28 protein-coding genes are annotated in these 26,490 nt (G+C 54.5%); 12 read left to right on the top strand and 16 right to left on the bottom strand.

The features are described from left to right. Window positions 1-23: 23 nt before the first annotated feature. Window positions 24-929, bottom strand: a complete 906-nt coding sequence (locus tag ACEWZM_RS19530) for a LysR substrate-binding domain-containing protein (protein WP_414008127.1) — start codon at window positions 927-929, stop codon at window positions 24-26. Window positions 930-1,060: 131 nt separating this feature from the next. Between ACEWZM_RS19530 and ACEWZM_RS19535 the strand changes: the two genes are divergently transcribed. The 3 genes from ACEWZM_RS19535 (at window position 1,061) to ACEWZM_RS19545 (ending at window position 3,376) form a co-directional block, all read left to right on the top strand. Beyond that, entirely contained in the window at window positions 1,061-2,005 is a 945-nt protein-coding gene (locus ACEWZM_RS19535) for a PDR/VanB family oxidoreductase (RefSeq protein ID WP_414008128.1), read from the top strand. Window positions 2,006-2,133: 128 nt separating this feature from the next. Next, window positions 2,134-2,688 (top strand): MarR family winged helix-turn-helix transcriptional regulator, encoded by a 555-nt coding sequence (locus ACEWZM_RS19540; protein WP_414008129.1) that lies wholly within the window; start codon window positions 2,134-2,136, stop codon window positions 2,686-2,688. Continuing rightward, window positions 2,675-3,376 (top strand): MOSC domain-containing protein, encoded by a 702-nt coding sequence (locus tag ACEWZM_RS19545; RefSeq protein WP_414008130.1) that lies wholly within the window; start codon window positions 2,675-2,677, stop codon window positions 3,374-3,376. The genes ACEWZM_RS19540 and ACEWZM_RS19545 overlap by 14 nt, the downstream gene beginning before the upstream one ends. A 17-nt stretch (window positions 3,377-3,393) precedes the next feature. Here ACEWZM_RS19545 and ACEWZM_RS19550 read toward each other — a convergent pair whose 3' ends face one another. The 6 genes from ACEWZM_RS19550 to ACEWZM_RS19575 are packed head-to-tail and all read right to left on the bottom strand — an operon-like array spanning window position 3,394 to window position 8,281. Then, window positions 3,394-4,245: a TonB family protein gene (locus tag ACEWZM_RS19550; protein ID WP_414008131.1), complete on the bottom strand. Its 852-nt coding sequence runs from the start codon at window positions 4,243-4,245 to the stop codon at window positions 3,394-3,396. Next, window positions 4,245-4,634, bottom strand: coding sequence for an ExbD/TolR family protein (locus tag ACEWZM_RS19555; RefSeq protein WP_414008132.1), 390 nt, complete (start codon window positions 4,632-4,634; stop codon window positions 4,245-4,247). The genes ACEWZM_RS19550 and ACEWZM_RS19555 overlap by 1 nt, the downstream gene beginning before the upstream one ends. Continuing rightward, window positions 4,634-5,017: an ExbD/TolR family protein gene (locus ACEWZM_RS19560; RefSeq protein WP_414008133.1), complete on the bottom strand. Its 384-nt coding sequence runs from the start codon at window positions 5,015-5,017 to the stop codon at window positions 4,634-4,636. The genes ACEWZM_RS19555 and ACEWZM_RS19560 overlap by 1 nt, the downstream gene beginning before the upstream one ends. After that, complete coding sequence (locus tag ACEWZM_RS19565) at window positions 5,007-5,705, bottom strand: MotA/TolQ/ExbB proton channel family protein (protein WP_414008134.1); 699 nt, start codon at window positions 5,703-5,705, stop codon at window positions 5,007-5,009. The genes ACEWZM_RS19560 and ACEWZM_RS19565 overlap by 11 nt, the downstream gene beginning before the upstream one ends. After that, a complete protein-coding gene (locus ACEWZM_RS19570; RefSeq protein ID WP_414008135.1) occupies window positions 5,702-6,172 on the bottom strand; it encodes a hypothetical protein in 471 nt (156 codons plus the stop codon). The genes ACEWZM_RS19565 and ACEWZM_RS19570 overlap by 4 nt, the downstream gene beginning before the upstream one ends. A gap of 27 nt (window positions 6,173-6,199) precedes the next feature. Next, a complete protein-coding gene (locus ACEWZM_RS19575; RefSeq protein WP_414008136.1) occupies window positions 6,200-8,281 on the bottom strand; it encodes a TonB-dependent receptor domain-containing protein in 2,082 nt (693 codons plus the stop codon). A gap of 229 nt (window positions 8,282-8,510) precedes the next feature. Between ACEWZM_RS19575 and ACEWZM_RS19580 the strand changes: the two genes are divergently transcribed. From ACEWZM_RS19580 to ACEWZM_RS19595, 4 genes are read left to right on the top strand one after another with little or no spacing between them, the layout of a single operon-like run. After that, complete coding sequence (locus ACEWZM_RS19580) at window positions 8,511-9,569, top strand: hemin-degrading factor (RefSeq protein WP_414008137.1); 1,059 nt, start codon at window positions 8,511-8,513, stop codon at window positions 9,567-9,569. Beyond that, the gene (locus ACEWZM_RS19585; protein ID WP_414008138.1) at window positions 9,566-10,441 is read left to right on the top strand and encodes a heme/hemin ABC transporter substrate-binding protein; all 876 of its coding nucleotides are present in this window, start codon (window positions 9,566-9,568) and stop codon (window positions 10,439-10,441) included. The genes ACEWZM_RS19580 and ACEWZM_RS19585 overlap by 4 nt, the downstream gene beginning before the upstream one ends. Before the next feature lie 4 nt (window positions 10,442-10,445). Further along, complete coding sequence (locus tag ACEWZM_RS19590) at window positions 10,446-11,522, top strand: FecCD family ABC transporter permease (protein WP_414008139.1); 1,077 nt, start codon at window positions 10,446-10,448, stop codon at window positions 11,520-11,522. Window positions 11,523-11,533: 11 nt separating this feature from the next. Further along, complete coding sequence (locus tag ACEWZM_RS19595; protein ID WP_414008140.1) at window positions 11,534-12,397, top strand: heme ABC transporter ATP-binding protein; 864 nt, start codon at window positions 11,534-11,536, stop codon at window positions 12,395-12,397. An 81-nt stretch (window positions 12,398-12,478) separates the two neighbouring features. On the opposite strand, the gene ACEWZM_RS19600 is transcribed toward ACEWZM_RS19595, so the two are convergent. Both ACEWZM_RS19600 and ACEWZM_RS19605 read right to left on the bottom strand, forming a co-directional pair. Continuing rightward, entirely contained in the window at window positions 12,479-13,966 is a 1,488-nt protein-coding gene (locus ACEWZM_RS19600) for a flavin-containing monooxygenase (protein WP_414008141.1), read from the bottom strand. Between the two features lie 143 nt (window positions 13,967-14,109). Then, a complete protein-coding gene (locus ACEWZM_RS19605; protein WP_414008142.1) occupies window positions 14,110-14,550 on the bottom strand; it encodes a cupin domain-containing protein in 441 nt (146 codons plus the stop codon). 211 nt (window positions 14,551-14,761) lie between these two features. Here ACEWZM_RS19605 and ACEWZM_RS19610 point away from each other — a divergent pair, with 211 nt between their 5' ends. The 4 genes from ACEWZM_RS19610 to ACEWZM_RS19625 all read left to right on the top strand — a co-directional run bounded on the left by ACEWZM_RS19610 (window position 14,762) and on the right by ACEWZM_RS19625 (window position 18,439). Continuing rightward, window positions 14,762-15,715, top strand: a complete 954-nt coding sequence (locus ACEWZM_RS19610) for an AraC family transcriptional regulator (protein ID WP_414008262.1) — start codon at window positions 14,762-14,764, stop codon at window positions 15,713-15,715. Between the two features lie 98 nt (window positions 15,716-15,813). Continuing rightward, window positions 15,814-16,422, top strand: a complete 609-nt coding sequence (locus tag ACEWZM_RS19615; RefSeq protein WP_414008143.1) for a TetR/AcrR family transcriptional regulator — start codon at window positions 15,814-15,816, stop codon at window positions 16,420-16,422. Window positions 16,423-16,612: 190 nt separating this feature from the next. After that, window positions 16,613-16,993 (top strand): hypothetical protein, encoded by a 381-nt coding sequence (locus ACEWZM_RS19620; RefSeq protein ID WP_414008144.1) that lies wholly within the window; start codon window positions 16,613-16,615, stop codon window positions 16,991-16,993. Window positions 16,994-17,050: 57 nt separating this feature from the next. Next, window positions 17,051-18,439: a PepSY-associated TM helix domain-containing protein gene (locus ACEWZM_RS19625; RefSeq protein WP_414008145.1), complete on the top strand. Its 1,389-nt coding sequence runs from the start codon at window positions 17,051-17,053 to the stop codon at window positions 18,437-18,439. A gap of 214 nt (window positions 18,440-18,653) precedes the next feature. Here ACEWZM_RS19625 and ACEWZM_RS19630 read toward each other — a convergent pair whose 3' ends face one another. From ACEWZM_RS19630 to ACEWZM_RS19660, 7 genes are read right to left on the bottom strand one after another with little or no spacing between them, the layout of a single operon-like run. Next, the gene (locus ACEWZM_RS19630; RefSeq protein ID WP_414008146.1) at window positions 18,654-18,992 is read right to left on the bottom strand and encodes a hypothetical protein; all 339 of its coding nucleotides are present in this window, start codon (window positions 18,990-18,992) and stop codon (window positions 18,654-18,656) included. 2 nt (window positions 18,993-18,994) lie between these two features. Beyond that, on the bottom strand, window positions 18,995-19,381 hold the full coding sequence (locus ACEWZM_RS19635) for a response regulator (protein ID WP_014881835.1): 387 nt from the start codon (window positions 19,379-19,381) through the stop codon (window positions 18,995-18,997). Window positions 19,382-19,418: 37 nt separating this feature from the next. Next, window positions 19,419-20,282 (bottom strand): CheR family methyltransferase, encoded by an 864-nt coding sequence (locus tag ACEWZM_RS19640; RefSeq protein ID WP_414008147.1) that lies wholly within the window; start codon window positions 20,280-20,282, stop codon window positions 19,419-19,421. Beyond that, complete coding sequence (locus ACEWZM_RS19645; protein WP_414008148.1) at window positions 20,279-20,767, bottom strand: chemotaxis protein CheW; 489 nt, start codon at window positions 20,765-20,767, stop codon at window positions 20,279-20,281. Before ACEWZM_RS19645 ends, ACEWZM_RS19640 begins: the two co-directional genes overlap by 4 nt. Further along, window positions 20,751-22,886: a chemotaxis protein CheA gene (locus ACEWZM_RS19650; protein ID WP_414008149.1), complete on the bottom strand. Its 2,136-nt coding sequence runs from the start codon at window positions 22,884-22,886 to the stop codon at window positions 20,751-20,753. The genes ACEWZM_RS19645 and ACEWZM_RS19650 overlap by 17 nt, the downstream gene beginning before the upstream one ends. A gap of 1 nt (window position 22,887) precedes the next feature. Then, complete coding sequence (locus ACEWZM_RS19655) at window positions 22,888-23,262, bottom strand: response regulator (RefSeq protein ID WP_014881839.1); 375 nt, start codon at window positions 23,260-23,262, stop codon at window positions 22,888-22,890. Next, window positions 23,259-23,546 (bottom strand): STAS domain-containing protein, encoded by a 288-nt coding sequence (locus tag ACEWZM_RS19660; RefSeq protein ID WP_414008150.1) that lies wholly within the window; start codon window positions 23,544-23,546, stop codon window positions 23,259-23,261. Before ACEWZM_RS19660 ends, ACEWZM_RS19655 begins: the two co-directional genes overlap by 4 nt. A 390-nt stretch (window positions 23,547-23,936) precedes the next feature. Between ACEWZM_RS19660 and ACEWZM_RS19665 the strand changes: the two genes are divergently transcribed. Beyond that, window positions 23,937-26,348: a methyl-accepting chemotaxis protein gene (locus ACEWZM_RS19665; RefSeq protein ID WP_414008151.1), complete on the top strand. Its 2,412-nt coding sequence runs from the start codon at window positions 23,937-23,939 to the stop codon at window positions 26,346-26,348. Window positions 26,349-26,490: the final 142 nt, after the last annotated feature.

Here is a 26,490-nt window from a genome sequence, read left to right on the forward strand (position 1 = left end):
ACTTCATTCATGGATGAGATCATCTAAACTGAGCTATCTTTCGCCTCCGACAAGATCCAATTCTTCAGCGTTTGGGCATTAGGTGACAGTTCATCTTCTGGCAGGCCCACCAGATAGAATTCACGGGGGGCGGGGACGCTATGGCCCTCGACGATGGCCAGTTTGTTACTATCTAGCATTGGCTGGATCAGACGCTTCCAACCAAGCGCTACGCCAGCCCCTTTGCGTGCAATCTGCAAAGCCAAAGAATAGCTGGTGACACGAGTGCCAACCGAAATATCACCCTTATAGCCCAACTCATGAAACCAATCGGCCCATGTGGTCCAACTCTGACTGGCACTTTGCAGATGGATCAAACGCTGCGCTGCCAGCTCCTGCAACGACGCTTTGCCCAAATCGTCGGCGATATCGGGTCGGGCTACTGGCACCAGCTGATCGCGGTAGATTGAGGTATGGGCCAATGTCGTATCTGCATCACGCCCATAGCGGATAAAGAAATCAAACTGCCCGGTGTCATGAAACGGTCGGTCCTGAGTGATCTGGTGAATGTTCAAATCCGGATATTCACGCCAAAATCGAATAGTCACCGGCGACAGCCATAGCGCCGCAACTGCCGTTGTCGAACCAACAGTAACCGCATCTTCCTCACCGTTTTGTCGGGTCTTCAACAGCTGACGCGAAATTTGCCTGAACGATGTCACCAAGGTCTCGAACAGCTCTTGCCCCTCTCGCGTTAGTTCAACACCCCGGTGTTTGCGCTGAAATAGAGCCACGCCCAATTCACCCTCAAGGGCCTTTATCTGATGACTGACAGCCCCCGGCGTAACGGATAACTCTTGCGCCGCATTCTTGAAGCTTAGATGACGGGCAGCAGTTTCAAACGCGGACAATGTGGTCAAGGGCGGTAGATCGTAATGACGTCTCGACATGGCAACTCTGTGATTATGCGTGGCTATGGGTGATATCAGCTCATCCGAGTATGAGTATTTTTCGAATTGAATGGCAAACCTAAATGCGGTTCTGAGAGATATGACTCTGCGCCCTGAAGGAAGGAAATCGAATGGAAACCCGGACTGCACGCCTTCTTCACAAGACCGCGCTGAGCGCAGACACCAGCGATTTTGCTTTCGAACTCTGCGAGGATCGTTTTTCCGAACTGGAACCGGGCGCACATATTGATGTTCATTTGGGCTCGGATCTTGTTCGGCAATATTCGATCTGGAGCTGGAGCCAGGACGGTCGCCAGCTAAATGTAGCGGTCAAGCACGAGGTTGACGGTCGCGGCGGGTCACGCGCCATGCACGCACTTAACCCCGGTGATGAGGTCGCTATTGGTGGCCCGCGCAATCACTTCAAGCTGCAGCCAGATGCCAGCTATGTCACTCTGATCGCGGGCGGAATTGGTGCAACACCTCTGGTAGCCATGGCGCGAGAACTGTTAAATGCGCGACGTGATTTTCAGGTCTACTATCTTGTCAGATCCCAAGGCCTCGCGGCGATGGACGCCAAGTTTCGCGCTCTGAGTCTTGGCGATCGCTACCACCTCCATTGCGATGATAGCGACGGCCGATTGAATCTGGCCGATGTCCTACAGTCCATGCCAGTCGGCAGCGATGTCTATACATGCGGACCAGAACCCATGCTGAACTCGGTGCTCGAGGCCGGCAGTCGTATGCGCGGTGGCACTATCCATTTTGAACGCTTTGCGGCGGCAGCCGATGAAGATCATGGCGCAAATGCCGGCTTTGACATTGAAATTCAGTCCTCAGGTGCGCTGCTGCGCGTCTCTCCCGAGGAAAGTATTCTAGATGTACTGAAATCGAACGGTATCCCGGTGGATTTTGGCTGCTCCGAAGGGCTATGCGGTGCCTGTATTATTGATGTAATTGATGGTGAAGTGGACCATCGCGATGGCATCCTCACACCAGAGGAACAGGCGTCACAAGCCTATCTCTGCACCTGCGTATCCCGCGCAAAGGGCAAGAAACTCATACTTGATCTCTAACGTGAGCAGCTATCTGCGGATTTTCCACCGGGGATTGGCCGTGCTTGAATTCCTTGTCTAATTTATTGCGTATGGCCACGGGATATAGCTCGTTGCAAATGTAGTATCGAATCGATATCATTTTGACTATGATATCACTTCGCATCCGCTCATTGATCAATCGACTGGCCCGTATAGACGCCACTTCAGGCTGGTCTGACAGCCTGAACCCGGCCCAATCTGCTGCGCTGGACTATCTGGCAAATGCAAATCGGTACTCACGGGCTCCTTCTCATGTTGCAGAATTCCTCGGTACGACCCGCGGCACCATGTCCCAAACGCTTAAGGCACTGGCCCGCAAAGGATTGGTGACTGAAGAACGCAAAGAAGGTGATCGGCGTTCGATTTCATATAATTTAACTGCCGATGGGAAGGCCTTTGCAGGCGTAGCATCTGCGATCAGTGATGCGCTGGCAGGGATGAAAGAAAAAGAAATCGCAGCGTTGGAAGCCACGTTGGAGACAACCCTACGTACGGCTCTGGCCGCGCGCGGCGATCGGGCTTTTGGCCTCTGTAAGACCTGTACATTTCACGATGCTACCTCAGCGCATGGCTATTGCACACTTCTCGACCTGCCGCTCAAACGCGGCGATCCCGATTTGATATGTGTAGAGCATAAGGAGCCGACAGATGACACAGCCTGATCTCTCAACTCGGATTACCGGGGTTTTTCACGGCGCAGTGCGCACGCCATGGGAGGATAAACCGCCGTCGGCCATTCACAAATCGCCTGTTACCGGCCCCCAAACAATAGACTTTGATGGGTTCACTGGTGACGCTCAAGCCGATCCGACCGTTCATGGCGGCGTCGACAAGGCGATCCACCACTATGCCAGCGATCATTACCGGCTCTGGAAAAATGAAGCGGAGATCTCGCACACGGCTACACCGGCCTCTTTCGGCGAGAACATTGCAAGCTTTGGCATGACAGAGGACACCCTATGCATAGGAGACATCCTGCGGCTGGGGACAGCAACAGTTCAGATTAGCCAAGGCAGGCAACCTTGTTGGAAACTTGGTCTTTATACCGGCAACAAGCGGATGCCATATCTGTTTCAGAAAACTGGACGCACCGGGTGGTATTATCGCGTGCTCGAACCGGGAACGGCTCAAACCGAAGGCGAGATACGGCTAATCGAGCGCCGACATCCGGATTGGAGTGTCCGACGTGTCACACAGGCTCGCTTGACCCGTAAGATCCTACCAGAGCAAGCTTCTGTATTGGCCGACATGAGCGATCTCGCGGCCGGATGGCGTTCGGCCTTTGCGGGTATGACTGGCGGCAACAGCAGCGAAAACACTAGCGCCCGTCTGAACGCAGTTCCAAGTTGATCATGCGCCGATGATCGCTACTTACCCTTAATCCTGACACTGTAACGCGTCCGCGCACCGGGCGGGGGTGACGGAAATGGGCCTGCGCGGCGAACTTGGGCCAATGCAACGGAATCCAGTTTAGCCGAGCCCGAGCTTTTGGCGATTGCCGCACTGCCAATGCTCCCACTTGACGTAATCGAGAATTGAACAAGCGCTGTACCTCGAATGTTCACGCTTTGCCGCTTGGCCCGCTGGATACGGCGTAACACTTTGCCCCGATAGTCGTCCGCCGCAGCATTGCCCTGTTGCACGGCTTTCCCCGGCGCGCGCTCCGCCTGCCCAGCGGTACGCTCTGCTTGCCCCGTATTCCGGCCCTTTGTACTGGCCTGATCGCTGTTACCACGTGCCGCAGGCTGTCTTGCCCGCTCTTTTGGCACTGGTTTAGGCTCTGGTGTCGGCTTTACCAGCTGTGGCGTAGCTGGTTTCGGACGCGGTCGTGAGGCAACATTCTGTACAGGGCGTTGAGTAACTTTGGGAGCTGTTGTCTGCGCCGTATCCGCAACTGCTGTAGTCTGAGCCTGAGCAGCAGTGCGCTGTACCGTGCGTTCCACGGGCTGCATCGGCGCGTTCAATTGTGGCTTAGACGCTGCTGGCGCAACGACGCGATCCGGGCTTTTCGGCGATACAGGGCCTGCATGGTCACTGCCACTAGCCACGCCAACCGCAAGATCTGCGAACGATGTTCCAGCCATTGCCAAAGCGGTATTCCCGCCTGCGATCTCCACCGGTGCTGATTTATAGGATAGTACAAAGCTACCGTGCACCAGCGCCGCAAAACACAAAGAAGCAAACCCTGCAATCGAAGATCGCGGTATTCCCTGCGCCATCACGGCAGCGCCTTTTCCGAGACAAGCATGACACGCTCTGCGCCCGCCGCACGCAACGCGCTGCCAATCCCCACCAGCTTGTGTGCTGGCAAGTCACGATCAGGTACAATGCGAACAACTGCGCGTTCTTTAGTCGTCAACTCTGCAAGATAGGCAGTGGCGTCGGTGACAATGACACCCCGCAGATGCAACGTGCCGTCCGCATAAATAACCAACGCATCAGGGGGTTCACGGCCGTCAATATCGGTCGTCTTGATCAAACTCACCTTTCGGTCAATCGGCCCCGCCAAAGTACCCGCGATCATAAAGAAAATCAGCATCAGAAAGACGATGTTAATCAATGCAATCGTCGGTTCCTTAGCTCGAGGTTTGATTGTCTTTGTCCGCATCAGCCTAACACTTTGACTTGTAGCTTATCGATTTTGCGAAGAGCCACCAGCACATCGACCAGGTGCTGCGATGTCGCCTCCGGTGACGGGCTGATCAGCGCCATATGGCCACGCCCATCCTGCGGCTGAGATGAGATAAGATCTCCCAGTCGACCAATATCAACCGGCTGACCGTTCAGGGTAATCTCGTCAGAACCGATCTGTAGAAACAGGATCTGTCGATCATCGTCACCCGTTCCCTTTGCGGCGGAGATCAGTTCAACTTCGCCAAACTTTGAGAATGTAGAAGTCAGCATAAAAAACAACAGCAGCAGAAAGATGACGTCAATCAACGAGGTCATCGACAGCCGCTTGCGCGGCGCAACCTTAGTATTAACCGGCATAGGTCGCCTGCAAATCTGCCTCTGATTGCGTAGGGCTGGCAGAGGTACGCAATGGATGTGTTGGGGACTGGTTTTGCGTGTCCGGCGCAAAGACGATCCGTAACGCCCAGTTGGCAAAGACCCGTTCACGCTGCATTCGCGCGCTCAACCAACTGAGGGCCAGAGATGTCGGCATCGCAACAGCCAATCCAGCCGCAGTTGTCAGCAAAGCCACCCAAATCCCGCCAGCCAATAGAGCTGGATCAACGGAAGATCCTGCGGATTGCAGCTTCTGGAAGGCCTCAATCATACCCAATACTGTTCCGAACAACCCCAGCAGTGGTGCCAGCTGTGCCACCATATCCAGCGCGCCAAGACCACGTTCCAAAGTAGACAATCGGGCCTCAGCCTCCGCATCGGCGCGCTCCGCCCGCATCTGGGTCTGCCAACCTTCCAACGCCTTCTGCAGGACTGGTGCCAGGTAGGACCGGCTCTGCAACAGGTGACGTTGCGCTATATCTCGATGACCCGCATCAAACGCCTGCACCGTAGCGACCAATGCACGATGCATCCCCACCCGCGCCACCTGATATTGCCATATCTTGTAAAAAACCAAGGTCGCTGTCAGCACAGATATCACAAGCAGCAACACAACAACCGGGCCGCCCATCTCAAATACATTGCGCAAGGCTTCAATCATCATTGTCATCCCGCAAGCTCCATGACTTTGCTTGTTAATGTCAGGTCATGAGTACAGGCATTCTCTGGCAGGTCGGTGCCATGGCAGGTCTCGGCACCGTTGATCAACACCCGACTGATATCTGTACAGGCCATTGGAAATTGAAACTGCCGGACACGTGTGCGCCCGGCAGGAAGATCTTGAAAATCAAGAAGTGTGAGTTGTGACACCTGCCCAGACGCATCAAACAGGACAGTCTCAAACACGGCTTGCGCCACATCCTGCGCGTAGGTGTTTTGTGTCACGAAGGACAACAGGCAGCTCGCGCCATCAGTTTGTGCCGAGCTGAGCTCGATCGAAAGCGCTCCGGTCTGCACGGGTTGAGACGTATCCGCAGCCGTGACTTCTGGCCAAACAGTGGCCAGAAATGCAACTGAAATGATAGCAGATCGGATAGCGGATCCAACCAAACAGCGAGAGTTTTTCAAAATCAACATCTCATACCTCTTGAATCTTCGGGGAGATCAGAACGTCTTGGCCAAGGTCAGCTTAACGCTGCGACCGGCAGCATCGCGTGAGTAAAGGCTGGGGCGATAGTCGCGATCAAAGGCGTTCTCCATACCAACCCTGATCTCGGCTCCCTCGAAGACGCCCTGTTGCGGCCGGTAGGTGGCGCGTAGATTGTGCACACCGTAACCCGCCACTGCAGAACCAGATGCGTCCAGTCCGGATTTGGCCGCTGCCAGCTCCCAACTCACATCCCAAGTCGCGCCGACGCGCTTTCCAACAGTCAGTCGCAGATCATCTGCCGGGCGGTTACGCCAACGCGCGGTTGTGCCACCAAAGTATTCCGTCCCGTCAGCGATATTGGCATTCAAATCCACATACATCCCGGATCCATGCGCATAACTCGCCTCGATCTCAACGCCTTCGGTTTCAACTTTATCCAGCGGCACAAAAGAGCGAGAAGCCGCGCTGAAATTTGTATAAGATGTGATGTCCCAAAGTTTGCTTTGATAGTAATTCACCTTCACCCACAGGCTGTCTTCAGCGCTAAAGACATTCGTCGCAGCGTAGGAGGCACCAATTTCATATGTATGGGCCCGCTCGGGTTGAGTCATAAAGGTGGCGTTGCCCAGATCATCAATGATCGGCAGGCTCTCGGTGTAAGCGGCACTACCAAACAGCGCCAATCCAGAAGCAAATTCATAGCGAACCGACAAACCACCCATTAGGGCAGAGTTGTCATAGCTCGCCGACCCATCATGTGCCTCGATATTTTGCGTTTCATACCGCAGTGCAGGCGTGATCGTCCAATTCTCTCCGATCGAGATTTCATCAACCGCAAACAGCGCGATACGGTCGTCTGTACCACCCGGCGCGGAGGATGCATCAAGCCGATCGCGGCGTATCAATTCCAGTCCAGCACGCAAATCATGGTAGGCAGCCCCAGTACTAAAGAACATGGAGTTCTTCACCGAAAGCTTCGTGGTCTCATAGCGATGATCGGCGTCCTGTGTCGCACTGCTGAATGGGGTTCCGGCGGGCCCGCTGCGGGCACAATTCGGATCATTGCGGACTACACCTCCATCATCGCAGAACGAACTTCCAACGATGTAGGATTGATCGATCTGCTGATCCGCATAGGTCAGATTTACGTCCAGATTGATCAAATCGTTGCCAACAGGTGTCCACTGATAGCGTAGCCCCGCCACACGATTGTCAATGCGGCGATCTACTCGACCAAAGCTGGTGCTTGTGGTGCCAAAGGCATCATATGGTGCGTCTTTTTCATCCACCTCACTCTGGTTAAGGGAGGCGGTCAGCGAATGCTCCTGCGCATCACCAAAGCTGTATTTTGCTTTGGCCAAAAAGGATGGCATACGGGATTTGGTGTTGGCCACTTCATTGCCGTCACCATCGTCGTAGTTGTCGCTGTCACGCAGAGTGTAGTTCAGCAGGAATTCGAAACTTTCAGTCGGTTGCCAAGCCAGGATTGTTGACGTGGCAAAGCCGGAGCCATTGCTGACAGCCTGTAGGGTTTGGCGCACGCGCAAACCAATTTCACCATCAGTAAAATCAGATGCATCCTTGGTTTCCAGCCGCACGACACCGCCAATAATGCCGGAGCCATATTCGAAACTGCCAACTGTGCCGCGCAGAACAGAAACGCCCCGGTAGAGCTCCGGATCGGTGAAAAGCTGCGTCCCGATCCGGTAAAGTTCTTCCGAACCTGTGCTAGCGCCGTCCACAACCACGGCCACTTTTTGATCGGTGCCAAAGCTGCTGGTCGCGCCAAAACCGCGAATATTAATACCAGAACCCTTGGGCGTGTTGCCGTTCACCAGCGAGACCCCGGGGACGGAATCGATCAGCTCCGCAACCGTCGCTGCCTGCCGATCATCGATCTCTTCCTGATTGATAACAGTTACCGGCGTCGCCGTATCAACCTGCACTTCGCGTTTGCCCTGACCAAGCTCAACTGTGCCCAGGAACCCATCGCCGAGATCATCTAATTCTTGCGCTACTGCCGTTCCAGTGCTGGCCATCAGGCCAAGTACCGAAACCGTTCCCCAATAACGCCACCCTTGCTGGTGTTGCCCCATCTTGCGTTCCTTGCATCTGCTGTTCACTTGAACCGGATGCTTGCGGCGAGGCTGGCGCGGTAAATTATTGTAACTTTGCGGTTTTTAAATTTCCGCTTGAGGCTCATAATAAAGCTGACTAAAACAGTCAATATAAATTACACACTGCAATTTGCAGCCGCTAGCCAACGCGAAACCCTCTTGTCGCCGTGCCAGCCCGTAACTCAGATCGACATCTGAAAGGACTGACATGACATCTCGAGCGCCAATGCTCCCCGCCGATATTCGCACCGCACGTACCGAACACGCAAAACTACGTGACCGTGATTTTGCCGAAAAATTCCAGATCTCCGAGGCTCAATTGGTCGCCGCCTACGTCGGTCATGGTGTGACTCGTGTCAGTGCGGCGCCAGATGATCTGATGCCCCAGATCTGCGACCTGGGCGAGGTCATGGCATTGACCCGCAATACGTCCTGTGTGATCGAAAAAGTGGGTAAATACGAGAACTATCACTCAGGCCAGCACGCTTCCATGATCCTAACCGAAGCAATTGATCTACGGTTTTTCCCACGCCATTTTGTATCTGCATTTGCTGTCGAGCGGCCCGGAGACGACGGTCCTAAACGCTCGATCCAGATTTTTGACGCCGCAGGCGACGCAGTACACAAGGTGCATCTGCGTCCTAATTCGAACATCGATGCATACACTCAGCTCATCAACAAACTGGCGCTAGAAGACCAAAGCGCCGAACAGCCGGTAGAGCCGCGCAAACCAGCTGAGGCTCCCAAAGCCGACCCAGAAAAAGCAGAGATGTTGCGATCCGAATGGACCAAGATGACCGACACCCATCAGTTCATGCGCCTCACTTCTAAGCTAAAGATGAACCGTTTGGGTGCATACCGTATTGCAGGCGAACCTTTCGTTCGTGCCCTCGCGCCCGAGGCAGTCAACACAATGCTACACGCAGCGCGCGATCAGGCTGTCGAGGTCATGATCTTTGTCGGCAATATGGGATGTATCGAAATTCACGGCGGCCCAATTCAAACCCTGCGTGAGATGGGTCGATGGCAGAACATTCTCGACCCTGGTTTTGATCTGCACCTGCGACGGGATCACATCGCAGAGGTCTGGGCTGTCAACAAACCAACTCAACGGGGCGATGCTGTTTCTGTCGAAGCTTTCGACGCTGAAGGTGGTTTGATCCTACAGGTATTTGGTCGGCGTACCGAAGCCAAGGATCACCGCCCTGCTTGGAATACTCTGGTTGCTGATCTGGAATCGCTCCCCGTTACGGAGCCCGCAGAATGAGCCGCTTCGCCAAATTTGCTGCTACTCTGAACCTCGTCGTGCTCTCTATCTTCACAGCACAGGTCGCACTCGCCGATGCAAAATCCCGTGTTGTCACCGTTGGGGGGGCCCTGACCGAAATCGTCTATGCGCTAGGGCAAGAAAAGCGTTTGATCGCCCGTGACAGCACCTCTTCCTTTCCTGTCGAGGTCCAAAAGCTACCGGATATCGGCTATGCCCGTGCCCTTTCGCCAGAGGGGGTATTGTCTGTTGCCCCCGATCTCATCATCGCCACCGATGGTGCAGGTCCGCCAGAAACACTCGATGTTCTAAAAGCCGCTGATATCACCTATGTGAGTGTGCCAGAAATCTATACAGCAGAAGGCATCCGCACCAAGATTCTGACTGTTGGTGCCGCCCTAGGTCAGGACGCAGCAGCGCAGGTCCTCGCGGCAAAGGCAATGGCAGAACTAAACACGGCACAACAGGCCGTTGCGAAAGCCGTCGCGAACAGCGTCGCTCCTAAAAAAGTTCTGTTTATTCTGTCCACAGCCGGTGGCCGAATTATGGTTGGTGGCAAAGAGACCGCAGCGGATGGCATCATCTCCCTTGCCGGCGGCGTAAATGCTGCCGCAGACATCAGTGGCTACAAACCGATGACGGATGAGGCCGTCACCCTAGCGGAACCGGATGTCATTCTGATGATGGATCGATCAGGCGACCACAATACACCACCATCGGATTTGCTAGCGTTACCTGCCATTGCACCCACACCGGCAGCTCAGGCGGGCGCAATAATCCGTATGGATGGTCTGAAATTGCTCGGATTTGGTCCGCGTACAGCAACTGTGGTCTCTGAGTTGTCAGCTGCGCTTTATGGTGCGGGATCGTAACACAATGGCATTAATCGTGGATTCCGGGTTGGGCTCAACAACCGTACTGGACCGACGTATCAAAGCGCGCCGCCTGACTGGTGTGCTTATCCTACTATTGGCAGTCACTGCGTTGATTTCACTCGGCTGGGGCGCATCTGGCACCTCAATCTGGGGAGCAATTGGTGATCTGGCGGCCGGGCGCACTCTTGCACGGTTGGATCAGATCATATTGTTCGACATTCGGCTGCCCAGACTAATAATGGGAGCCATTGTAGGCAGTGCTTTGGCCGTTTCCGGCACCGTTCTGCAGGGCCTATTTCGCAACCCATTGGCAGACCCTGGCATTGTCGGCGTCAGCGCCGGTGCCGGATTGGCAGCAATAGCTGCAATCGTTCTGGGCGGCTTACTGCCCGCAACAATCCAACAGACCATGGGCAGCTATCTGGTCTCGGTCTCAGCTTTTATTGGCAGCTGGGCCGCTATCCTGCTGCTTTACCGTGTCTCTACGCGAGGTGGTCAAACCTCGGTTGCGACCATGCTACTGGCCGGAATAGCCCTCGGTGCTCTGGCTAACGCGGGCGCTGGCTTGTTAATCTATATGGCCGACGATAGCCAACTGCGCGATCTAACTTTTTGGAACATGGGATCACTCGCCGGGGCAACATGGGCGAAAATCTTGGCTGCCACCCCTTTTATTGCGCTTGGTCTGATCGTGACACCATTCCTGGCGCGTGGTCTCAATGGGCTGGCTCTGGGCGAAGCTGCTGCAGAGCACACAGGCATACCTGTTCAGCGTGTAAAGAACACCGCGATCCTCGCCGTTGCCGCCGCCACTGGCGCAGCTGTTGCGGTCTCAGGGGGTATCGGTTTCGTCGGCATTCTGGTGCCACATCTGTTGCGACTAGCTACAGGTCCTGATCACCACAGCCTGTTATCCAATGCAGCCCTTCTTGGAGCATCGCTCTTGTTAGCGGCCGATGTGATTTCCCGCACAGTCATCGCGCCGGCAGAGCTGCCTATCGGCATCGTTACTGCCGTCCTCGGCGCGCCCGTATTTTTGTGGATTCTGTTGCGTCGCTTCGGCGGCATCACCCTCTGACGGATGATTTAATGTTATCTATTACTCAGAAAACCGACCAAAAAAATCTGCCCAAACAGCCTAAGGACACCACGCAACAGACAGCTACAACTCTCACAGCGACTGGTCTAAAGGTTCGCCTGGGCCAACGTGACATCCTTCGTGGAATAGATTTCTGCGCCCGTTCAGGCGAAGTGACCGCCATTGCGGGACCAAACGGGTCAGGCAAAACCACTCTATTGCGGGCGATAACTGGCGAAGTCCCATTCGAAGGTCACGTTTATCTCAACGGTCGCAACACGGCTGGAATGAAACCACGAGACCTGGCAGCGATTCGTGCGGTACAACCTCAATCTGCGGCAATCGCCTTTCCGTTCACAGTCCAAGAAATAGTGCGGCTGGGCCTCTCTTCCGGACTGGCTGCCGCAAACACGGATCTCCCATTGCAAGCATTGCGTTCGGTGGATCTGGAGGGTTACGCCAATCGCTTTTATCAGGACCTTTCGGGCGGAGAGCAGCAGCGCGTTCAGCTGGCTCGGGTTATGACACAAGTCTGGCACCCAATCGTCGATGGGCGACCCCGTTGGCTGATCTTGGACGAACCAGTTGCCAGCCTCGATATCGGTCATCAGTTCACCGTAATGGATCTTGCCCGACGTTACGCCAAAGGCGGTGGCGGTGTGGTTGCGGTGATGCATGATTTAAATCTGAAATCGATGTTCGCTGATCAGATCACATTAATCCACAATGGACGGATCGCTGCCAACGGACGCCCGCAGGAGGTTTTGACAAACGCTACACTTCGTGACGTCTATGAGTGTCCGGTCCCAATCAATACTACGCCTGCGGCTGACATACCCTTCTTGCTGCCACAAGCACGCAGCGAGATGCGCTAATATGATCGCAGGAGTAAGTTGCACGACACCTCCGGCTATTGCCACGCCTTAGGGGCTTTGCCCGTCACCTGCGGCCCCTGGTCATTCGGCCTGATACTGCGGTGTCGAGGCCAAAAACTGTCCATAGGCTGCGGCATCCGGCGGCGCAAACTGTTCAACAATTGGGTTTTTTCGCTTGCGCATGCGCGCGCCCATATCGGCCAGCAACTCATCGAAGTGCTTAAAATGGAACGGCGCTGAACACAGCCCACCATAGACCTGCGCCGCAGGACGCTCGCGGCGACGCCAGTTCAACATCATCTCAATACTGCGCTCCATCTCTGCGGAATCGGGTTGGTTGGCCAACTTTCCATCGGCATAGCGAACCAGCCAATTGGCTATCATCTCAGCCGATAGAACCGTGCAAAAGCTGGAATTGAAGCCAACAAAACCCATATCTGGCAGGTCGGGATTCACTGAAAGCCGATAGACTCGATACTGGCCATCACCTTCTATCAGTTTGTCGCGATACGCCTGCTCCAGATAGGGCACGCCAAGCTTCCAGCCAACCGCCAGAACGGCTAAGTCACATGGCACCACCTCGCCGGTACTCAGTCGAAGACCCTCTTCCTGATAGCTCTCAAATGTGCCAATTACCGGTTTAATGCTGCCATCATTCAGCCCCTCAAACAGGCCCGGTGTCACAATGGGCACGGAACACGACACCTCCTTCTCGATCGGCGTGCTGGGTACCATATTGTGCTTTTTCAAACCAAGCTGCAGCTTGAGCAGTGTTTCCAACCCGCGAAAGTTAGCCCAGACCAATGGTCTCAGAGCAGCAGCAATAACGCGCTGCAGTGGAGATTTACCCCATTGATTAAACTGCTGCTCCTGCGCACGCATATATAGCAGTTTCTTGAAATTGATCCCCCCGACAAAGTAAGGCACCCGCCAGACATTCTCGCGGTAGACCAATCGGACGGACTTTGCACCGTTTTTTGCAGCGCTGACGGCAATGTCGGTCGCCGATTTTGATCCCCCCAGAACAACTACATCCTTTCCTACCACTTGGTCCGGATCTGTGTAGTCGGACGAATGCATCACCTGCCCACCGCGCGCAATGAACGCATCTTGACCAGGGTGGCTGATTATATTTTTTTCTGAGAACTGACCCGTACACACAGCAACAAAATCGAAATCCTGCTCCCAAACCTGCCCTGCGGCTTCAATGCTCAAGGTCCAACCCGGCTTTTCGTCACGCCGCCGTCCCATGGCGGAGATGGAGGTATTAAGACGGAACAGCCTCCCTAGGCGGTGTTTGTCGGCATAAGAATGCAGATAGGCGTGGACTTGTGGCCCCTTCGGCCATTCCGGGTAATCATCCGGCATAGGGTGATCAGTGTAGCAATATAGATCCTTTGGTGATTGTGTCTGCACATCTGGGTAAGAGCGCGACGGCTCCCATACACCGCCAAAATCATGGCTTCGCTCAAATCCGATCACCCGGTGGCCTCGTTCGTCAAACGCTTTGGCCGCAGCCAAGCCACTTACGCCACCGCCGATCACAGCAACCGTCTTGCGTCGTGTCATTTGCTATTCTCCCCTATTCGTCAAGTGACTTGCTAGACTGCACGGTTCGGTCGGCCCACCTCCCCTGCCGGTCGATTGTTTCGGACACATCCCTTCTCGACCCCGATCCAGCTCCAGGCTTTGGGCTTTGGGCTTTGGGCTAATCAAGCGTCAGCAGGGGGTGGTAGGAAATCAACCTCATGCAGCGCCGAAAGGCGCACCAGCTCTTCCGGATCGGTGACCCCGTCCAGTTCAATGAACAGGTCAAACAGTTTACGCGCCGGCGCGACGCCGAAAATGCAATGGGCCTCAGCACCGGACCGATTGAAAATAGCATGTGCTTCTCCCCTGGGCATGCGTACGGTATCGCCCGGACCGGCTTTATGCACATCACCCAAGAACTCTACCTCCAGCTCCCCCGACAGAACACATATCCATTCATCCTGAGTTGGATGGATATGCGGCGGGACAAAGGTTTCGGCTGGTAATAGTGCATCCCAAATAAATGCGTCTGTGCTCAGCAACTTGGGCACATAGGTCTGCCCAACGACCGTCCAGGACATATCTTGGATACCGTCGCTTGCCTTGGTTATCCCTTTTTCCATACTCACTTACTCCCTGAAACCGATTTGTAGCAGTTAGCCTGCACCAGCTTAGGAAAACCTATTATCCAGAAAACGAACCCAGTTTTTGCGCAGGATCTGTAAGCCTTGAAATATCTTGGCGGCAATCTAAGCTGGCAGCGCCCGAAGTGGAGGCAAGATAGCCATCGCAGCCAGTGCAAAACCAGTTGAACACCTGAGCAATCACCCGCTGCTGCGCACCGGGGATCTTGACGAGGCACGCCATAGGGTTGGTCAAAAATTCTGCGATCACCGACTTGATATCACACAACGTCACAGTGGATTAGCAGTTCGTCATAACCATGTGGCCGGGCAGTACAGCTCAATCAACTACCTGCACTACGGCGCCGATGTGACCATCGATCCCGGCATGTTAGGCTCATTTTACCTCTTGCAGATCCCGCTCTCTGGACATGCAAACATACGCCATCGCGGCGATGATATTTTAGCCAATGCAACGTCTGCAACATTGCTAAACCCCGATCGCGAAACAACAATGCGATGGAGTTCGGACTGCCGCAAACTATTGCTTCAAATAGATCGCGACCATCTTGAAACAGCAGCCCAACAGCTGATTGGCACCGAACTGCCGGGCCCGATCCGGTTTGCCAGTCACGTCGACCTTCATTCCAAAGGCGGGCGGCGCATTCGGCAGATGGTCTGGGCCTGTGCCCAAGCCGCAGAGGCTGGTTTGCTGTTCAAAGGCCCCTTGCGCGGATCTGACATCCGGGTGGAGCAGGAGCTGGCACTAGCACTTTTGACTGACATACCCAGCAATATCTCACATATTATCGACCGTGCCGATCACGGCTCTCTACCGAAGAGAATCCGTGCGGCCGTGGACTACATCCACGAAAATCTCAGCAATCCGATACAACTTGTTGATATCGCAACCCATGCTGGTATGAACATCCGCACGCTGCAGAAAGGGTTCCGTCGAACCTTCGGTCAAAGTCCGATGCAGGTGTTGCGCAACACCCGTCTGGATGCGGCACATTACCAGTTGATGGCGCATCGCGAAAAACCAGATGTCACCACCGCCGCATTCTCCAATGGGTTTTCGCACCTAGGTCGCTTTGCGCGCGACTATAAGGCTCGGTTCGGGCACCTACCCAGCGAAACCGGTCGCGGACAACACCCCGGTTAGAGCCCTCTTCTTGTCAGGGCTCGAAACGGGTACTACACCCTGCCCCGGTAGCGCGACCCCGCAACATTCGCGAAAATCCCAATCGCCTAAGGACACAAATGTCAGACAGTCAGCGCAAACCCACCCGGATTGAAACCACCGCGAAACGGCGCAAACAAATCTTAGAGGCCGCCATCCGGTGCTTTCTTGAAAATGGCTATCACCAAACCGGAATACGCGACATTGCAACCCGCGCAGAGGTTAGCCTTGGCAACCTATACAACCACTTTCCGGGCAAACACGATGTCTTGGTTGAAATCGCCGCCCTTGAACAAAGAGAGCTGGAACCGTTTATTTCTGCCCTCTCCAAGCCGCGCCCCCCGCTCAAACTGCTCAGCAACTTTGTGAAAGCTTACGCCAAATATCTTGCGGTGCCTGAAAACGTCATTTTGGGATTAGAGATCACTGGAGAGGCTATTCGCAAACCTGATATTGCCACGCTATTTTTGACAAATCGCAATGCATTGGTTTCTGCGCTTGCCGACGTTCTTACCCGCGGCGTGAACGCCGGCGATATGCGTCAAGATCTCAACCCTGAGGACACTGCCCAGATGATTGTCGAGGTGATCGAAGGCAGCGCCTATCGCAGCGTATTGGACGATGTTCCAATGCGCCGCATCAGAGTCACCCTGCTTGATTTCATTACGTCAGCAGTGCGCACATCTTGACCCTAAAGCAGTATCCACATTAGCTCTGGTGTCTGTCCGCTTCCACAGGTTAATCCGTTGCTCTACAGACTATCTTCAGGTTGGCGGATGATCTCTTAGATACCTCAGCTCATGAAATATGGTTAGGCGAATTTCAGTGCGCCAACAGAATTACTCGCAATCTGCGCTCAGTCCAACTAACACAATTATCATGCGATTCGCAGTTCATATCCTCCCACGATTGGCGATGGTCCTTGCCCTGGCCTTGGCAATGGCCAGCACTGGTTTTGCGCATAGCTATGACCGTGCGGAAGACTCTCCAGAATATGCCGCCTTTTTAGCAGCTGGTGGGACACTCAGCGATCTTTGTGGCGACATCTCTGACCCCGAGCATACCAGTTTTGCTAACTGTGACGCGTGCCGCCTCGTGGCTGCGGCCTTAATCCCCAGCTATCCCGTGACCCCTGGCATGTGCTCAGTTCAGCGACCGACAGTGGGTGCAGCGGTGATCGTGCTTTTACGCAAAGCCCTTTTGCGCGACCCTTCGCGCCCTACTCGTGCCCCTCCAGCGCCTTTGACCGGATCTCTATGACGTCAATTTGAAATCCTGCTCTGTCTTTCCGACAGGCAAACGGCCTGGAGCCAACCTATGAACATGTCTACATCCTCGGCGCAGCCACAAGGCGGCGCTCAGAAGCTCTATTTTGCCGCCTGGCGGTGGCACTTTTACACTGGCTTATTTGTTATTCCATTTCTCACTGCGCTCGCCGTTACTGGCCTGGCCATGCTTTGGATCGCTTGGATCGATGGGCGCGACGGAGAACACACAGCAGTTACACTACAAGAGCAGGGCATGCCGCTGTCTGCTCAGGCAGATGCGGCACAGGCGGTCTTGCCTGATGGCGCATTGAAACAATACGTCGCTCCACGCGGCCCAGATCTCGCGGCCCTCTTCCGGGTTGATCACAACGGCGATGCTATCATGGTTGCCGTTGACCCTTACACAGCGACAGTCATCCAAACCTTTCCACGCCGCAGCGGCTGGTATGATTTCGCTGACGGGCTCCACAGCGATTTGATGCTGGGAGTCACCGGCGATCGCATGTTGGAGACTGCCGCATCGCTGGCTCTCGTATTGATCGCAACTGGGCTTTACATGTGGTGGCCTCGTAAAATCGGTTGGCGTAGAGCTCTGCTGCCGACTCCAGGCCGTGGCCGCAGCCTGTGGAAATCTCTACACGGAGTTGTGGGCATATGGGTTTCGCTGTTGCTGGTCCTGTTTCTGGTTTCTGGTCTCTCCTGGGCCGGGATCTGGGGAGAAAAAATGGTACAGGCATGGAACCAGTTCCCGGCAGAAAAGTGGGACAATGTCCCTCTGTCCGATGACACCCACGCCAGTATGGACCACACCCGCCGCGAAGTTCCGTGGGCGCTTGAGCAAACACCTATGCCGGCGTCAGGCAGTGAAGCTGGGCTGAGCGGAGTGTCAGGCCCAGTTGTCAATATCGATAGCGTCGATACTCTGGCACGCCAGATCGGGTTTACCGGTCGCTATCAGCTCAGCATTCCGCGCGGCGACAGCGGTGTTTGGACCCTCAGTCGTGATTCAATGAGCACCGACAGCACCAATCCAACCTCGGATCGTACTGTTCATGTAGATCGCTACACCGGCAAAATTCTCGCAGACGTACGCTTCGTGGATTACTCTTGGACAGGCAAAGCAATGGCAGTCGGGATCGCCCTCCATATGGGAACCCTGGGCCTATGGAGTGTTCTGGCCAATACATTGGTATGCCTCTCGGTACTGTTCCTCTGTGGCAGCGCCGTGGTGTTGTGGTGGAAACGTCGCCCTACAAGTGCAGGTCGTCTCGCTGCACCGCCGATGCCAAAAGAACTGCCAATCTGGCAAGGCGCAATGCTGGTAGGGCTCGCCGTATCCATGGCGTTCCCAATGGCAGGGTTGGCTCTGTTATGCGTGATGTGCATAGATGGGCTGGTATTGTCACGTCTACCGAACTTACGTAAGCGACTGACATAAAATCCTAGATCAAAAATGTGCGCAAGGTTCGCTGGTACAGCTTCGGTCTACGAGTGGTTTCTTCGCGTTGTTTGGTCACTCTGTCTCGCGCTAGCGAAAAAAGTGAGACAAACCTGTCAGCCCCGGAACAAGAGCCGGAAGGCTCGGTCAAACCAACACAGGAACAAAGTAGCAAGCGCTGAAATGCAACGCCCTATGGGCGTTGCATTTCTTCTTATTCTTGGCCGGTGTTGATAGGATCGCGTAGTCTATCACGTAGATTGTGAAGCGTTACGACCTCACTGCTATCGACGAGGTTGATAGCACCGGTTTCCATGGTGAGCTTTCGAAGCTCTCCATAGAATTTATCCATAGCTGCCAGCGTCTGAACTACAAGGTCGAAATCCTGAAGCGACTGCCTCTCTTCCCGGGTCGGAGGAGTTCCCCGCTCAAAAACTGTCAACACGGTATCTTCAAGAAGCTGTACCTGCTTCTGCAGCCGCTGCATCTCGGCACGCGACACATCGCAAAGGTCACTTATCGTGTGACCTTTCGATGGTGGTGTCGATTGCATGTTCATAGGCGGCCAACAACTTGTTCGATAGCCTGCTTCATCGTCGCAACAGTGAACGGCTTACGAATAATATTGTTCATCGCGAGACGACGCCCGACTTCGACAATTTCCGGGGTTGGCTTCCCGGTGACGAGAATGAAGCCCACACGCTGCGTCACGCGGTGTTCACGCAGCGCCTTGAGCAATCCCAACCCATCCATGCCAGGCATATTATAGTCTGATAAGACAAGGTGAACCGGATTCGCAACGAGCTTCTGGAACGCAGATTGCCCATTATTTTCGACCATATAGTTGCTGACACCAAGCTCATCCAGACACTGGGTCAAGATGCCTCGGCTGGTGGACATGTCGTCAACGACCATCACGCGCAGAGAGTCTTTCAAGCTCATTTTTAGTTCCTCATTTTCTCTTTTTATGCCCGACTGCTCAGGTGTTCCCACCAGCAGGAGAGTTCAAGTAAGTGGTGATACCGACCGTCTGTAGAGCTGATGCAGCAGGACCGGACATACGCTCCGAATGGCCAATGAACAGATAGCCTCCGGGGTTCAGGATACGTTGAAACGCGTGCCAGACTTTCTGTTGCGTCGGGGTGTCAAAATAGATGGCGACATTCCGACAGAAAATCGCATCGAACTTCCCTTTAAACGGAAAGGGCTCAATCAAGTTAAGCACCCCAAACGTTAACAGAGCACGTAAGTCATCACGGATCGCTCCATCCTGGCCATCGATCTTGTAGTACCCGCTGTATTTCTGCGGGATCTGCGACAGCTCATCAGCGGAATACCGTGCTGATGACGCCTTGCGGACAACCACCGGATCGATATCAGTGCCGAGAATTTTCACATCCAGTTTTTCGACATCAGGGCAAAGGTCCTTTAGCACCATTGCGATGGTGTAGGGTTCCTGGCCATTCGAACAACCTGCAGACCAAATCCGAACGCGATCGCCGCGACGCGCCTTTTCCAACAACGCCGGAAGGGCGTCATCTCGCAGGGTGTCGAAGTGATGCGGTTCACGAAAGAACTGCGTTACATTCGTGGTCAGCAGCGATAGCAACTCGCTACGCTCTGAATCCGCATTTGGGCCGTTCAATTCCTGAAGGTAGGATTTGAAATCGGTATAGTTCAGCTTGCGCAACCGCCTTGCTAGGCGAGACGACACCAAGGGCTTTTTGCTACTCGACATAGCCAGCCCAAAGTGCTTGTGCGCGAAATCGGCAATGGCTTCAAAATCCTGGTCAGACAGGTTGAAACCATCCCCACGAGTGTCAATGGGGTTGGCTATAGTCACGAGATCACCTGTTCCGGTACAGTGATTACAGCATCCAGATTGATGATCCGCACCATGGTTTCATCGTGGGAAATGATGCCTTGGATATAATCCATCGTGTTACGGCTATCGACCGGCGGCGTATCCTGAATATCATCTGGATTGATTGATATGATTTCGGATACTGACTCGGCCAACAAACCAACCGGTTTCCCATGAACAGACACCACGATCACAACGTTGCGTTCGCTTGCCTCGGTTTGTTGCAAACCAAAACGCGCGGACAGATCATAGATCGGGATCACCGCGCCACGCAGGTTCATCACCCCCAGCACATCTGCCGGAGCATGCGGCAGGATAGTTACAGGGGACCAGCGCCGAATTTCTCGGATCTGAGTGATTTTCAGACAAAACGCCTGGCCAGCAACGGTAAAACTGACAAATTCGCTGTGCTCGGCGTGTTTAATTTCCGAATCGTCATACTTGGCATCAGCTTGCGATTGCATTGCTTATTCTCCGCTCTGTGTCGAACGCGGCTGCAGAAGGCGAAGCCGCAAGGATACTTTCAGGATCAAGGATCATGGCGATCTTGCCGTCACCGAGAATGGTTGCAGCAGCGACGCCCGGAATATTCCCGCAAACGCCATCCAAACTTTTGATGACGACTTGGCGTTGATCGTGGATATCATCCACGGCCAATGCGCTGCGCTGACCCGTTTCCGTTTCCACCAGTAGATAGACACCAGGTGGTTGGTCATGATCGCTCTGGCATAGTCCCAGTGCCCCACCGACATCGCAGACAGGAACAAAGTTACCTCTGATCGACAGCAGTGTTCCATCAGCGCCGAGATTGTTGACCATGTCATCGCTCCCGCGCATCGTTTCTACGATCGATGTAATCGGAACAACCATTGTTTGATCAGCGACGGATACGACCATGCCGTCCATAACTGCCAAAGTCAGTGGCAGGATAATGGTAAACACAGACCCTTTGCCGGGTGTAGAAGAAATATTGATCCGCCCACCCAACGCAGTTACCGCGTTTTTTACAACATCCATCCCCACGCCGCGGCCCGAAAGATTTGAAATCTCCTTCGCCGTCGAAAACCCTGGCAGGAACAATAAGTTATCGATCTCGCCATCAGTCAGCTCGGCATTCTCAGGGATCAAACCCTTGTCGATGGCGATCTGCTTGACGCGAGGACGATTAACCCCGGCACCATCATCCCTAATCTCGATACAGACGCTGCCGGATCGATGCGATGCCGATAGCCGGATCTCACCGTTACGGCTTTTGCCAGCGGCCTCTCGATCCTCGGGCTTTTCAACCCCGTGGTCGACAGCGTTACGCAGAATATGAGTCAACGGATCAGACAGCCGCTCAATGACGGTCTTATCGACTTCCGTGTTCTCACCTTCTGTGATCAGCTTAGCCGTTTTACCGGTTGCAGCAGATGCTTCGCGCACGATCCGAGCCATACGCTGGAACAGCGGCTTGACCGGCTGGGCGCGAATGGACATGACGCCTTCTTGGATATCACGGGCCAGATTCTTAAAGCCCTCCAATTCGGTTTCAACATCCCGCAGATCAGCAACATCGAGATTGGCGATCTGCTGCGCAAGCATCGAATGGTTGATAATCAATTCGCCAACGGCGTTGATCAGACGGTCGACCCGTTCGAGATCGACCCGCAGCGTCGGGTTGGGCCCGCGCTGCTCTGACTTCGCGGCCTCAGCTTTTGGCGCAGCCGCTTTTGCGGCCACCGGGGCCGCCACAGCCTCCGGTTCGGGAACTGAGACCGGCGGTTCAAAAGGGACAGTCACCTGATCACCACCTTCCTCTGGAGGTCCACCAAAGGCGGCTTCCAGTGCTGCCAAAGCGTTGGCATCATCCTCTTCATCCATATCGGAATCGATCGATAGCTCACAAAGCCCTTCGACAAACTCGAAAACCGATTCAATGGCCGACTTCGGCTCGGCTGTCGTCAACACGAGAGCCCAGATTAGATAGCTATCGTCGGTATCCAGCGCGTCAAAACCAGGCAACTCGCTTTCATCGAGCGTGACCTCAAGCGTGCCAAGATCGGCCAGGGTCTGAAACAAGAAGTAGGGTTCGTTTCCGGTCCCATACATGTCCTTTAAAGGATGGAAGCGAATGTTATAGACCCGCTCCTGCTCATCCTCGATGGGCGCCATCTCAAATGCGCCACCCAACCCCATGGGCTGGAAGACAACCTCTTCTTCTTCTTCACCGATGTACTCTTCCAGCGCGGCGACGAGCACATCGTTATGCGCCTCATCGACGCTGCCCCCATCACGGGAGGTCGAGACAAGATCAGACAGATGATCGCTACAGCGCAGCAGCAGCTGAATCAGCTTGGTATCGAGATCTAGCCGGTTGGCACGCACCTCATCGAAGACGGTTTCGAATTTATGGGCGAAGGCAACGAGTTCATCCAAACCGAACGCCCCGGCCCCCCCTTTGATCGAGTGAACCGCTCGGAAAACGGCATTGACCACCTCTGGGTCGTGATCGCCTCCTTCGATAGCGGTCAAACCCTCATCCATTGCTTCAAGGAGCTCTTCGCACTCCTCAAAGAATGTGTCCTGAATCGACCCGGCCATCTTAGGCTGCGGCCCCTGTTACGCGCTTCAGCGCGAAAATGAGCGAAGCATCGTCAAATGGCTTGGTGATCCATCCGGTTGCACCAGCACCACGGGCACGGGCCTTCAACTCGGGCGCGCTTTCGGTGGTCAACACCAAAATCGGAACCTTCGAGTTGATTCCGTCGCCGCGAAGCTCTTCAATAACGCCGAACCCATCGAGGTTAGGCATGTTGATGTCAGTTATCACTACATCAGGCGCTACGTCGGCGTACATATCCACACCTTCGCGGCCATCTACGGCGCAGTGATATTCAAAGCCAGCCTCTTCGAGAGCGGCGGCCAGGAGATTCCGGATGGTGCGGGAATCGTCGATTGCCAGAACTTTGGTCTTCATGCTGTTTCCTCGTCTTCAAATCGGTTGGGCTCGAGCCCCAAAAGAGTGAGTGATTTCCGGCACCCTTCGGTGATCTTGGCGACTGAGAAACCCAGCCCCTCCGACCGCCACTGCTGTTCCGCGCTAAGCAAAAGCTGCAAGCAACGCGATGGCATAACCGCCACATTGCTACAGTCGATCTCAACTTGCTGAGAGCGCGCCCCGCGCAAGAATGCGATCAACGGTTCAAGGTCCGAGAAGGCATTGGGCAGGTCTAATATATGTTTTTGCGTTTCCGTCGTCATGGTCAGCGATTCGCACCCCCGTGTTCGGCGACAGGTTTCAAGTCGATGACCTAGAAGTAGACAGCGGGCCTTAATATTTGATTGCCATACCCACCTACCCCATCCCGGATTCAGCGTGGAATTAGCAGTAAAAACCAATCGGAATTACGTCAAATTTTACCGGCCACTCGACGCAGGAATGTTCGCGTCGCTATTTTGGCCGTGAGGTCGGCATCGGCGAATAGAGGGATATAATTATACGGACTCAATCAAATCCGTCGGCGACCTGTTTAGCCGTGATTTTGCCGTGAAAAACCAATCCCTCGTAAGGTCGAAATTAACTCCTAGCAGGCATCAAGGGAAAAAGGAGAGGTCACCACCCTCTTCTTGTGCCTGTGAATGGAGTACCAAATGAAAATTATTCCCACCTTGCGCCTAGCGTACAAATTGCCCCTCTTTATTGTAGGGTTTGGTGTGTTGGTAACGGCGATATTTGTTACAATCAGTTCGCTCGCTTTTCAGCGAAATGCGGTTGAGCATGCCGAGGAACAATTTCACGCCTTGTCAGAGGACCGCAGTACTGCGCTGAGAGCCCTTGTGGAGGGCATTCGTGCAGATGCGTCGACCCTGGCTGCAATCCCATCGACCGCCACCGCTCTTGAATGGTTCACCATGACCTGGGACGGAATAGAAAGCGATCCGCAGACAACGCTGCGCGATGCTTACATCGAAAACAATCCTAACCCGGCGGGTAAGAAACACCTACTCAATCGCGGGACCGGTGATTCGCCATACCATATGCATCATGCCCGGTTTCACCCATCGCTGACTGCGGTTTTGCAGAACAAAGGGTACTATGACGTCTTCTTGGTCAATCCGGCCGGCGACATCGTCTATTCCGTAACCAAAGAAGCAGACTATGCCACAAACCTGGCCAACGGCACCTACGCTGCGTCAGGACTGGGTCAAGCGTTCAGAGCCGCAGTCAAAATGCCAGCAGGTGAGGTATTTTTTGCCGACCTTGAATCATATGCGCCAAGCAACGGAGCTGCCGCTGCCTTTGTCGCAACTCCTGTTTTTGACGCTGCGGGCAAACTTCAGGGAGTGTTGGCTATACAGGTGCCGGTAGATTTGCTGACCAAGATCGTAAACCCAGTCAGCGAACTGAATGAAACACTTGATGTGTTTATTGTTGGTCAAGATTTGAAAGTGCGTACTAACTCGCGTCACGACGATGTGCATCAGATCCTCGAAAAGTTAGCACCAACAGAACAGATTGCTGCGGCGCTTGCTGGTAAAACCGGATTCTACCCAGACGCAGTTGATGGAAACGGTATGGCGGTTATTGCCTATTCCCGGCCCGTTGGGATGCCACAGGTGAATTGGGCCATTGTCGCAGAGCAAGGACGCGCGGAGCTGTTTGCCCCAGTTGCACGGGAACGTAACCGCTTACTGCTGATTTCCTTGGTGTGTGCAGCAGCTATGTCACTTGGCGGTTGGCTCTTTGCACGGTCAATCACCCAACCTATCAATCGTATTTGCAACCGAATGGACGAAGTTGCATCCGGGAACCTCGAAACAAATATTCCAGAAGCCCGCCGAAAAGACGAAATCGGTGACATCGGTAAGCAATTGATCAGCCTACAGGATGACCTAAAACAGGCACGATCTGCGGAACTTGAACGTGCAGAGCTCCAGCAACAACAAGAAGTTGTGGTTGAACAGCTCAGTTCTGGTCTGGTCCGTTTGGCTGGCGGGGACTTCTCCCAACCGATTGCCAGCCCCTTCCCATCGCACCACGAAAAGCTACGCGAGAATTTCAACCTAACTGCAGAAACACTCAGCACGACTGTGACGCAGGTTATCGACACAGCGGAAAGCATCCGCAGTGGAGCGGGAGAGATCAGCCAAGCGTCGGATGATCTGTCGAACCGCACCGAGAGCCAGGCCGCCACGTTGGAAGAAACCGCGGCTGCTTTGGATGAGATGACCGCGAGCGTTAAATCTGCAGCTGAAGGCGCGCGCAGTGTCGAAAGCATCATGCAAGAGGCCAAGGAAGAGGCCGAAACCAGCGGCACGGTGGTTCAAAGCGCCGTTTCTGCGATGACCGAGATCGAGCAATCCTCGACCCATATCTCCCAGATTATCGGTGTGATTGATGACATCGCCTTCCAGACCAACCTTCTGGCGCTGAACGCCGGAGTCGAGGCCGCACGCGCTGGCGAAGCCGGTAAAGGCTTTGCCGTGGTTGCCAGCGAAGTCCGTGCCCTCGCGCAGCGCTCGTCAGATGCCGCGATGGAGATCAAAACCCTGATCGGCGACAGCACCAAACAGGTGGAGCGCGGGGTGGATCTTGTTGGCAAGACCGGCGACGCGCTGCAAAGCATCGTCGAACGGGTTGGTCATATCTCAAAATTGGTGTCTGGTATCGCCACGGGTGCCGGAGAACAGTCAACCGGCCTGCATGAGATCAACACCGGTGTGACCCAATTGGATCAGGTGACCCAGCAGAATGCTGCGATGGTCGAGGAAGCCACTGCAGCTGGTCACATGCTCAATGCAGATGCCAGCAAACTCGGCGAGCTCGTTGCCCACTTTCGCGTCGCCGCAGGTGGTGCGCAATCCACGGCACCTGCCCGCAAAGCACCACCGGCACCAGCTGCGGCACCGCGCCCGGCTGCCAACAGCGAACCCGCACCAGCGGCCCCAAGCGCACATGGCGATGATTGGGATATCGACGCTGTCACGCCAAAACCTGCCCCTGCCACAGCAAGCGCCGCCACAAACGGCAGCGCTGCAAAGGACATCTGGCAGGACTTCTAATCCCGCCGACCACCCCCGGTCTCGAGCTGGGGGGGTCTATCTGAAAACACTTCGGGCGTCTCGTCCGAACGCAACGAGCGGAATGAGCATTGTCACAGAGCCTCTTGATCATCACGACAGATCGGCGTTTTGCGCAGAATCT

Source organism: Phaeobacter cretensis (genome assembly GCF_047372505.1).
Lineage (GTDB): Bacteria > Pseudomonadota > Alphaproteobacteria > Rhodobacterales > Rhodobacteraceae > Phaeobacter > Phaeobacter cretensis.

What these genes read in the sequence shown, in the direction of transcription:
- ACEWZM_RS19540 (WP_414008129.1), top strand. Translation starts at nt 2,134, where the DNA reads ATGATATCACTTCGCATCCGCTCATTGATCAATCGACTGGCCCGTATA.
- ACEWZM_RS19645 (WP_414008148.1), bottom strand. Translation starts at nt 20,767, where the DNA reads ATGCAATCGCAAGCTGATGCCAAGTATGACGATTCGGAAATTAAACAC.
- ACEWZM_RS19625 (WP_414008145.1), top strand. Translation starts at nt 17,051, where the DNA reads ATGAACATGTCTACATCCTCGGCGCAGCCACAAGGCGGCGCTCAGAAG.
- ACEWZM_RS19570 (WP_414008135.1), bottom strand. Translation starts at nt 6,172, where the DNA reads ATGTTGATTTTGAAAAACTCTCGCTGTTTGGTTGGATCCGCTATCCGA.
- ACEWZM_RS19580 (WP_414008137.1), top strand. Translation starts at nt 8,511, where the DNA reads ATGACATCTCGAGCGCCAATGCTCCCCGCCGATATTCGCACCGCACGT.
- ACEWZM_RS19615 (WP_414008143.1), top strand. Translation starts at nt 15,814, where the DNA reads ATGTCAGACAGTCAGCGCAAACCCACCCGGATTGAAACCACCGCGAAA.
- ACEWZM_RS19655 (WP_014881839.1), bottom strand. Translation starts at nt 23,262, where the DNA reads ATGAAGACCAAAGTTCTGGCAATCGACGATTCCCGCACCATCCGGAAT.
- ACEWZM_RS19560 (WP_414008133.1), bottom strand. Translation starts at nt 5,017, where the DNA reads ATGCCGGTTAATACTAAGGTTGCGCCGCGCAAGCGGCTGTCGATGACC.
- ACEWZM_RS19575 (WP_414008136.1), bottom strand. Translation starts at nt 8,281, where the DNA reads ATGGGGCAACACCAGCAAGGGTGGCGTTATTGGGGAACGGTTTCGGTA.
- ACEWZM_RS19650 (WP_414008149.1), bottom strand. Translation starts at nt 22,886, where the DNA reads ATGGCCGGGTCGATTCAGGACACATTCTTTGAGGAGTGCGAAGAGCTC.
- ACEWZM_RS19635 (WP_014881835.1), bottom strand. Translation starts at nt 19,381, where the DNA reads ATGAGCTTGAAAGACTCTCTGCGCGTGATGGTCGTTGACGACATGTCC.
- ACEWZM_RS19545 (WP_414008130.1), top strand. Translation starts at nt 2,675, where the DNA reads ATGACACAGCCTGATCTCTCAACTCGGATTACCGGGGTTTTTCACGGC.
- ACEWZM_RS19660 (WP_414008150.1), bottom strand. Translation starts at nt 23,546, where the DNA reads ATGACGACGGAAACGCAAAAACATATATTAGACCTGCCCAATGCCTTC.
- ACEWZM_RS19605 (WP_414008142.1), bottom strand. Translation starts at nt 14,550, where the DNA reads ATGGAAAAAGGGATAACCAAGGCAAGCGACGGTATCCAAGATATGTCC.
- ACEWZM_RS19550 (WP_414008131.1), bottom strand. Translation starts at nt 4,245, where the DNA reads ATGGCGCAGGGAATACCGCGATCTTCGATTGCAGGGTTTGCTTCTTTG.
- ACEWZM_RS19665 (WP_414008151.1), top strand. Translation starts at nt 23,937, where the DNA reads ATGAAAATTATTCCCACCTTGCGCCTAGCGTACAAATTGCCCCTCTTT.
- ACEWZM_RS19535 (WP_414008128.1), top strand. Translation starts at nt 1,061, where the DNA reads ATGGAAACCCGGACTGCACGCCTTCTTCACAAGACCGCGCTGAGCGCA.
- ACEWZM_RS19555 (WP_414008132.1), bottom strand. Translation starts at nt 4,634, where the DNA reads ATGCGGACAAAGACAATCAAACCTCGAGCTAAGGAACCGACGATTGCA.
- ACEWZM_RS19595 (WP_414008140.1), top strand. Translation starts at nt 11,534, where the DNA reads ATGTTATCTATTACTCAGAAAACCGACCAAAAAAATCTGCCCAAACAG.
- ACEWZM_RS19585 (WP_414008138.1), top strand. Translation starts at nt 9,566, where the DNA reads ATGAGCCGCTTCGCCAAATTTGCTGCTACTCTGAACCTCGTCGTGCTC.
- ACEWZM_RS19630 (WP_414008146.1), bottom strand. Translation starts at nt 18,992, where the DNA reads ATGCAATCGACACCACCATCGAAAGGTCACACGATAAGTGACCTTTGC.
- ACEWZM_RS19590 (WP_414008139.1), top strand. Translation starts at nt 10,446, where the DNA reads ATGGCATTAATCGTGGATTCCGGGTTGGGCTCAACAACCGTACTGGAC.
- ACEWZM_RS19530 (WP_414008127.1), bottom strand. Translation starts at nt 929, where the DNA reads ATGTCGAGACGTCATTACGATCTACCGCCCTTGACCACATTGTCCGCG.
- ACEWZM_RS19620 (WP_414008144.1), top strand. Translation starts at nt 16,613, where the DNA reads ATGCGATTCGCAGTTCATATCCTCCCACGATTGGCGATGGTCCTTGCC.
- ACEWZM_RS19565 (WP_414008134.1), bottom strand. Translation starts at nt 5,705, where the DNA reads ATGACAATGATGATTGAAGCCTTGCGCAATGTATTTGAGATGGGCGGC.
- ACEWZM_RS19600 (WP_414008141.1), bottom strand. Translation starts at nt 13,966, where the DNA reads ATGACACGACGCAAGACGGTTGCTGTGATCGGCGGTGGCGTAAGTGGC.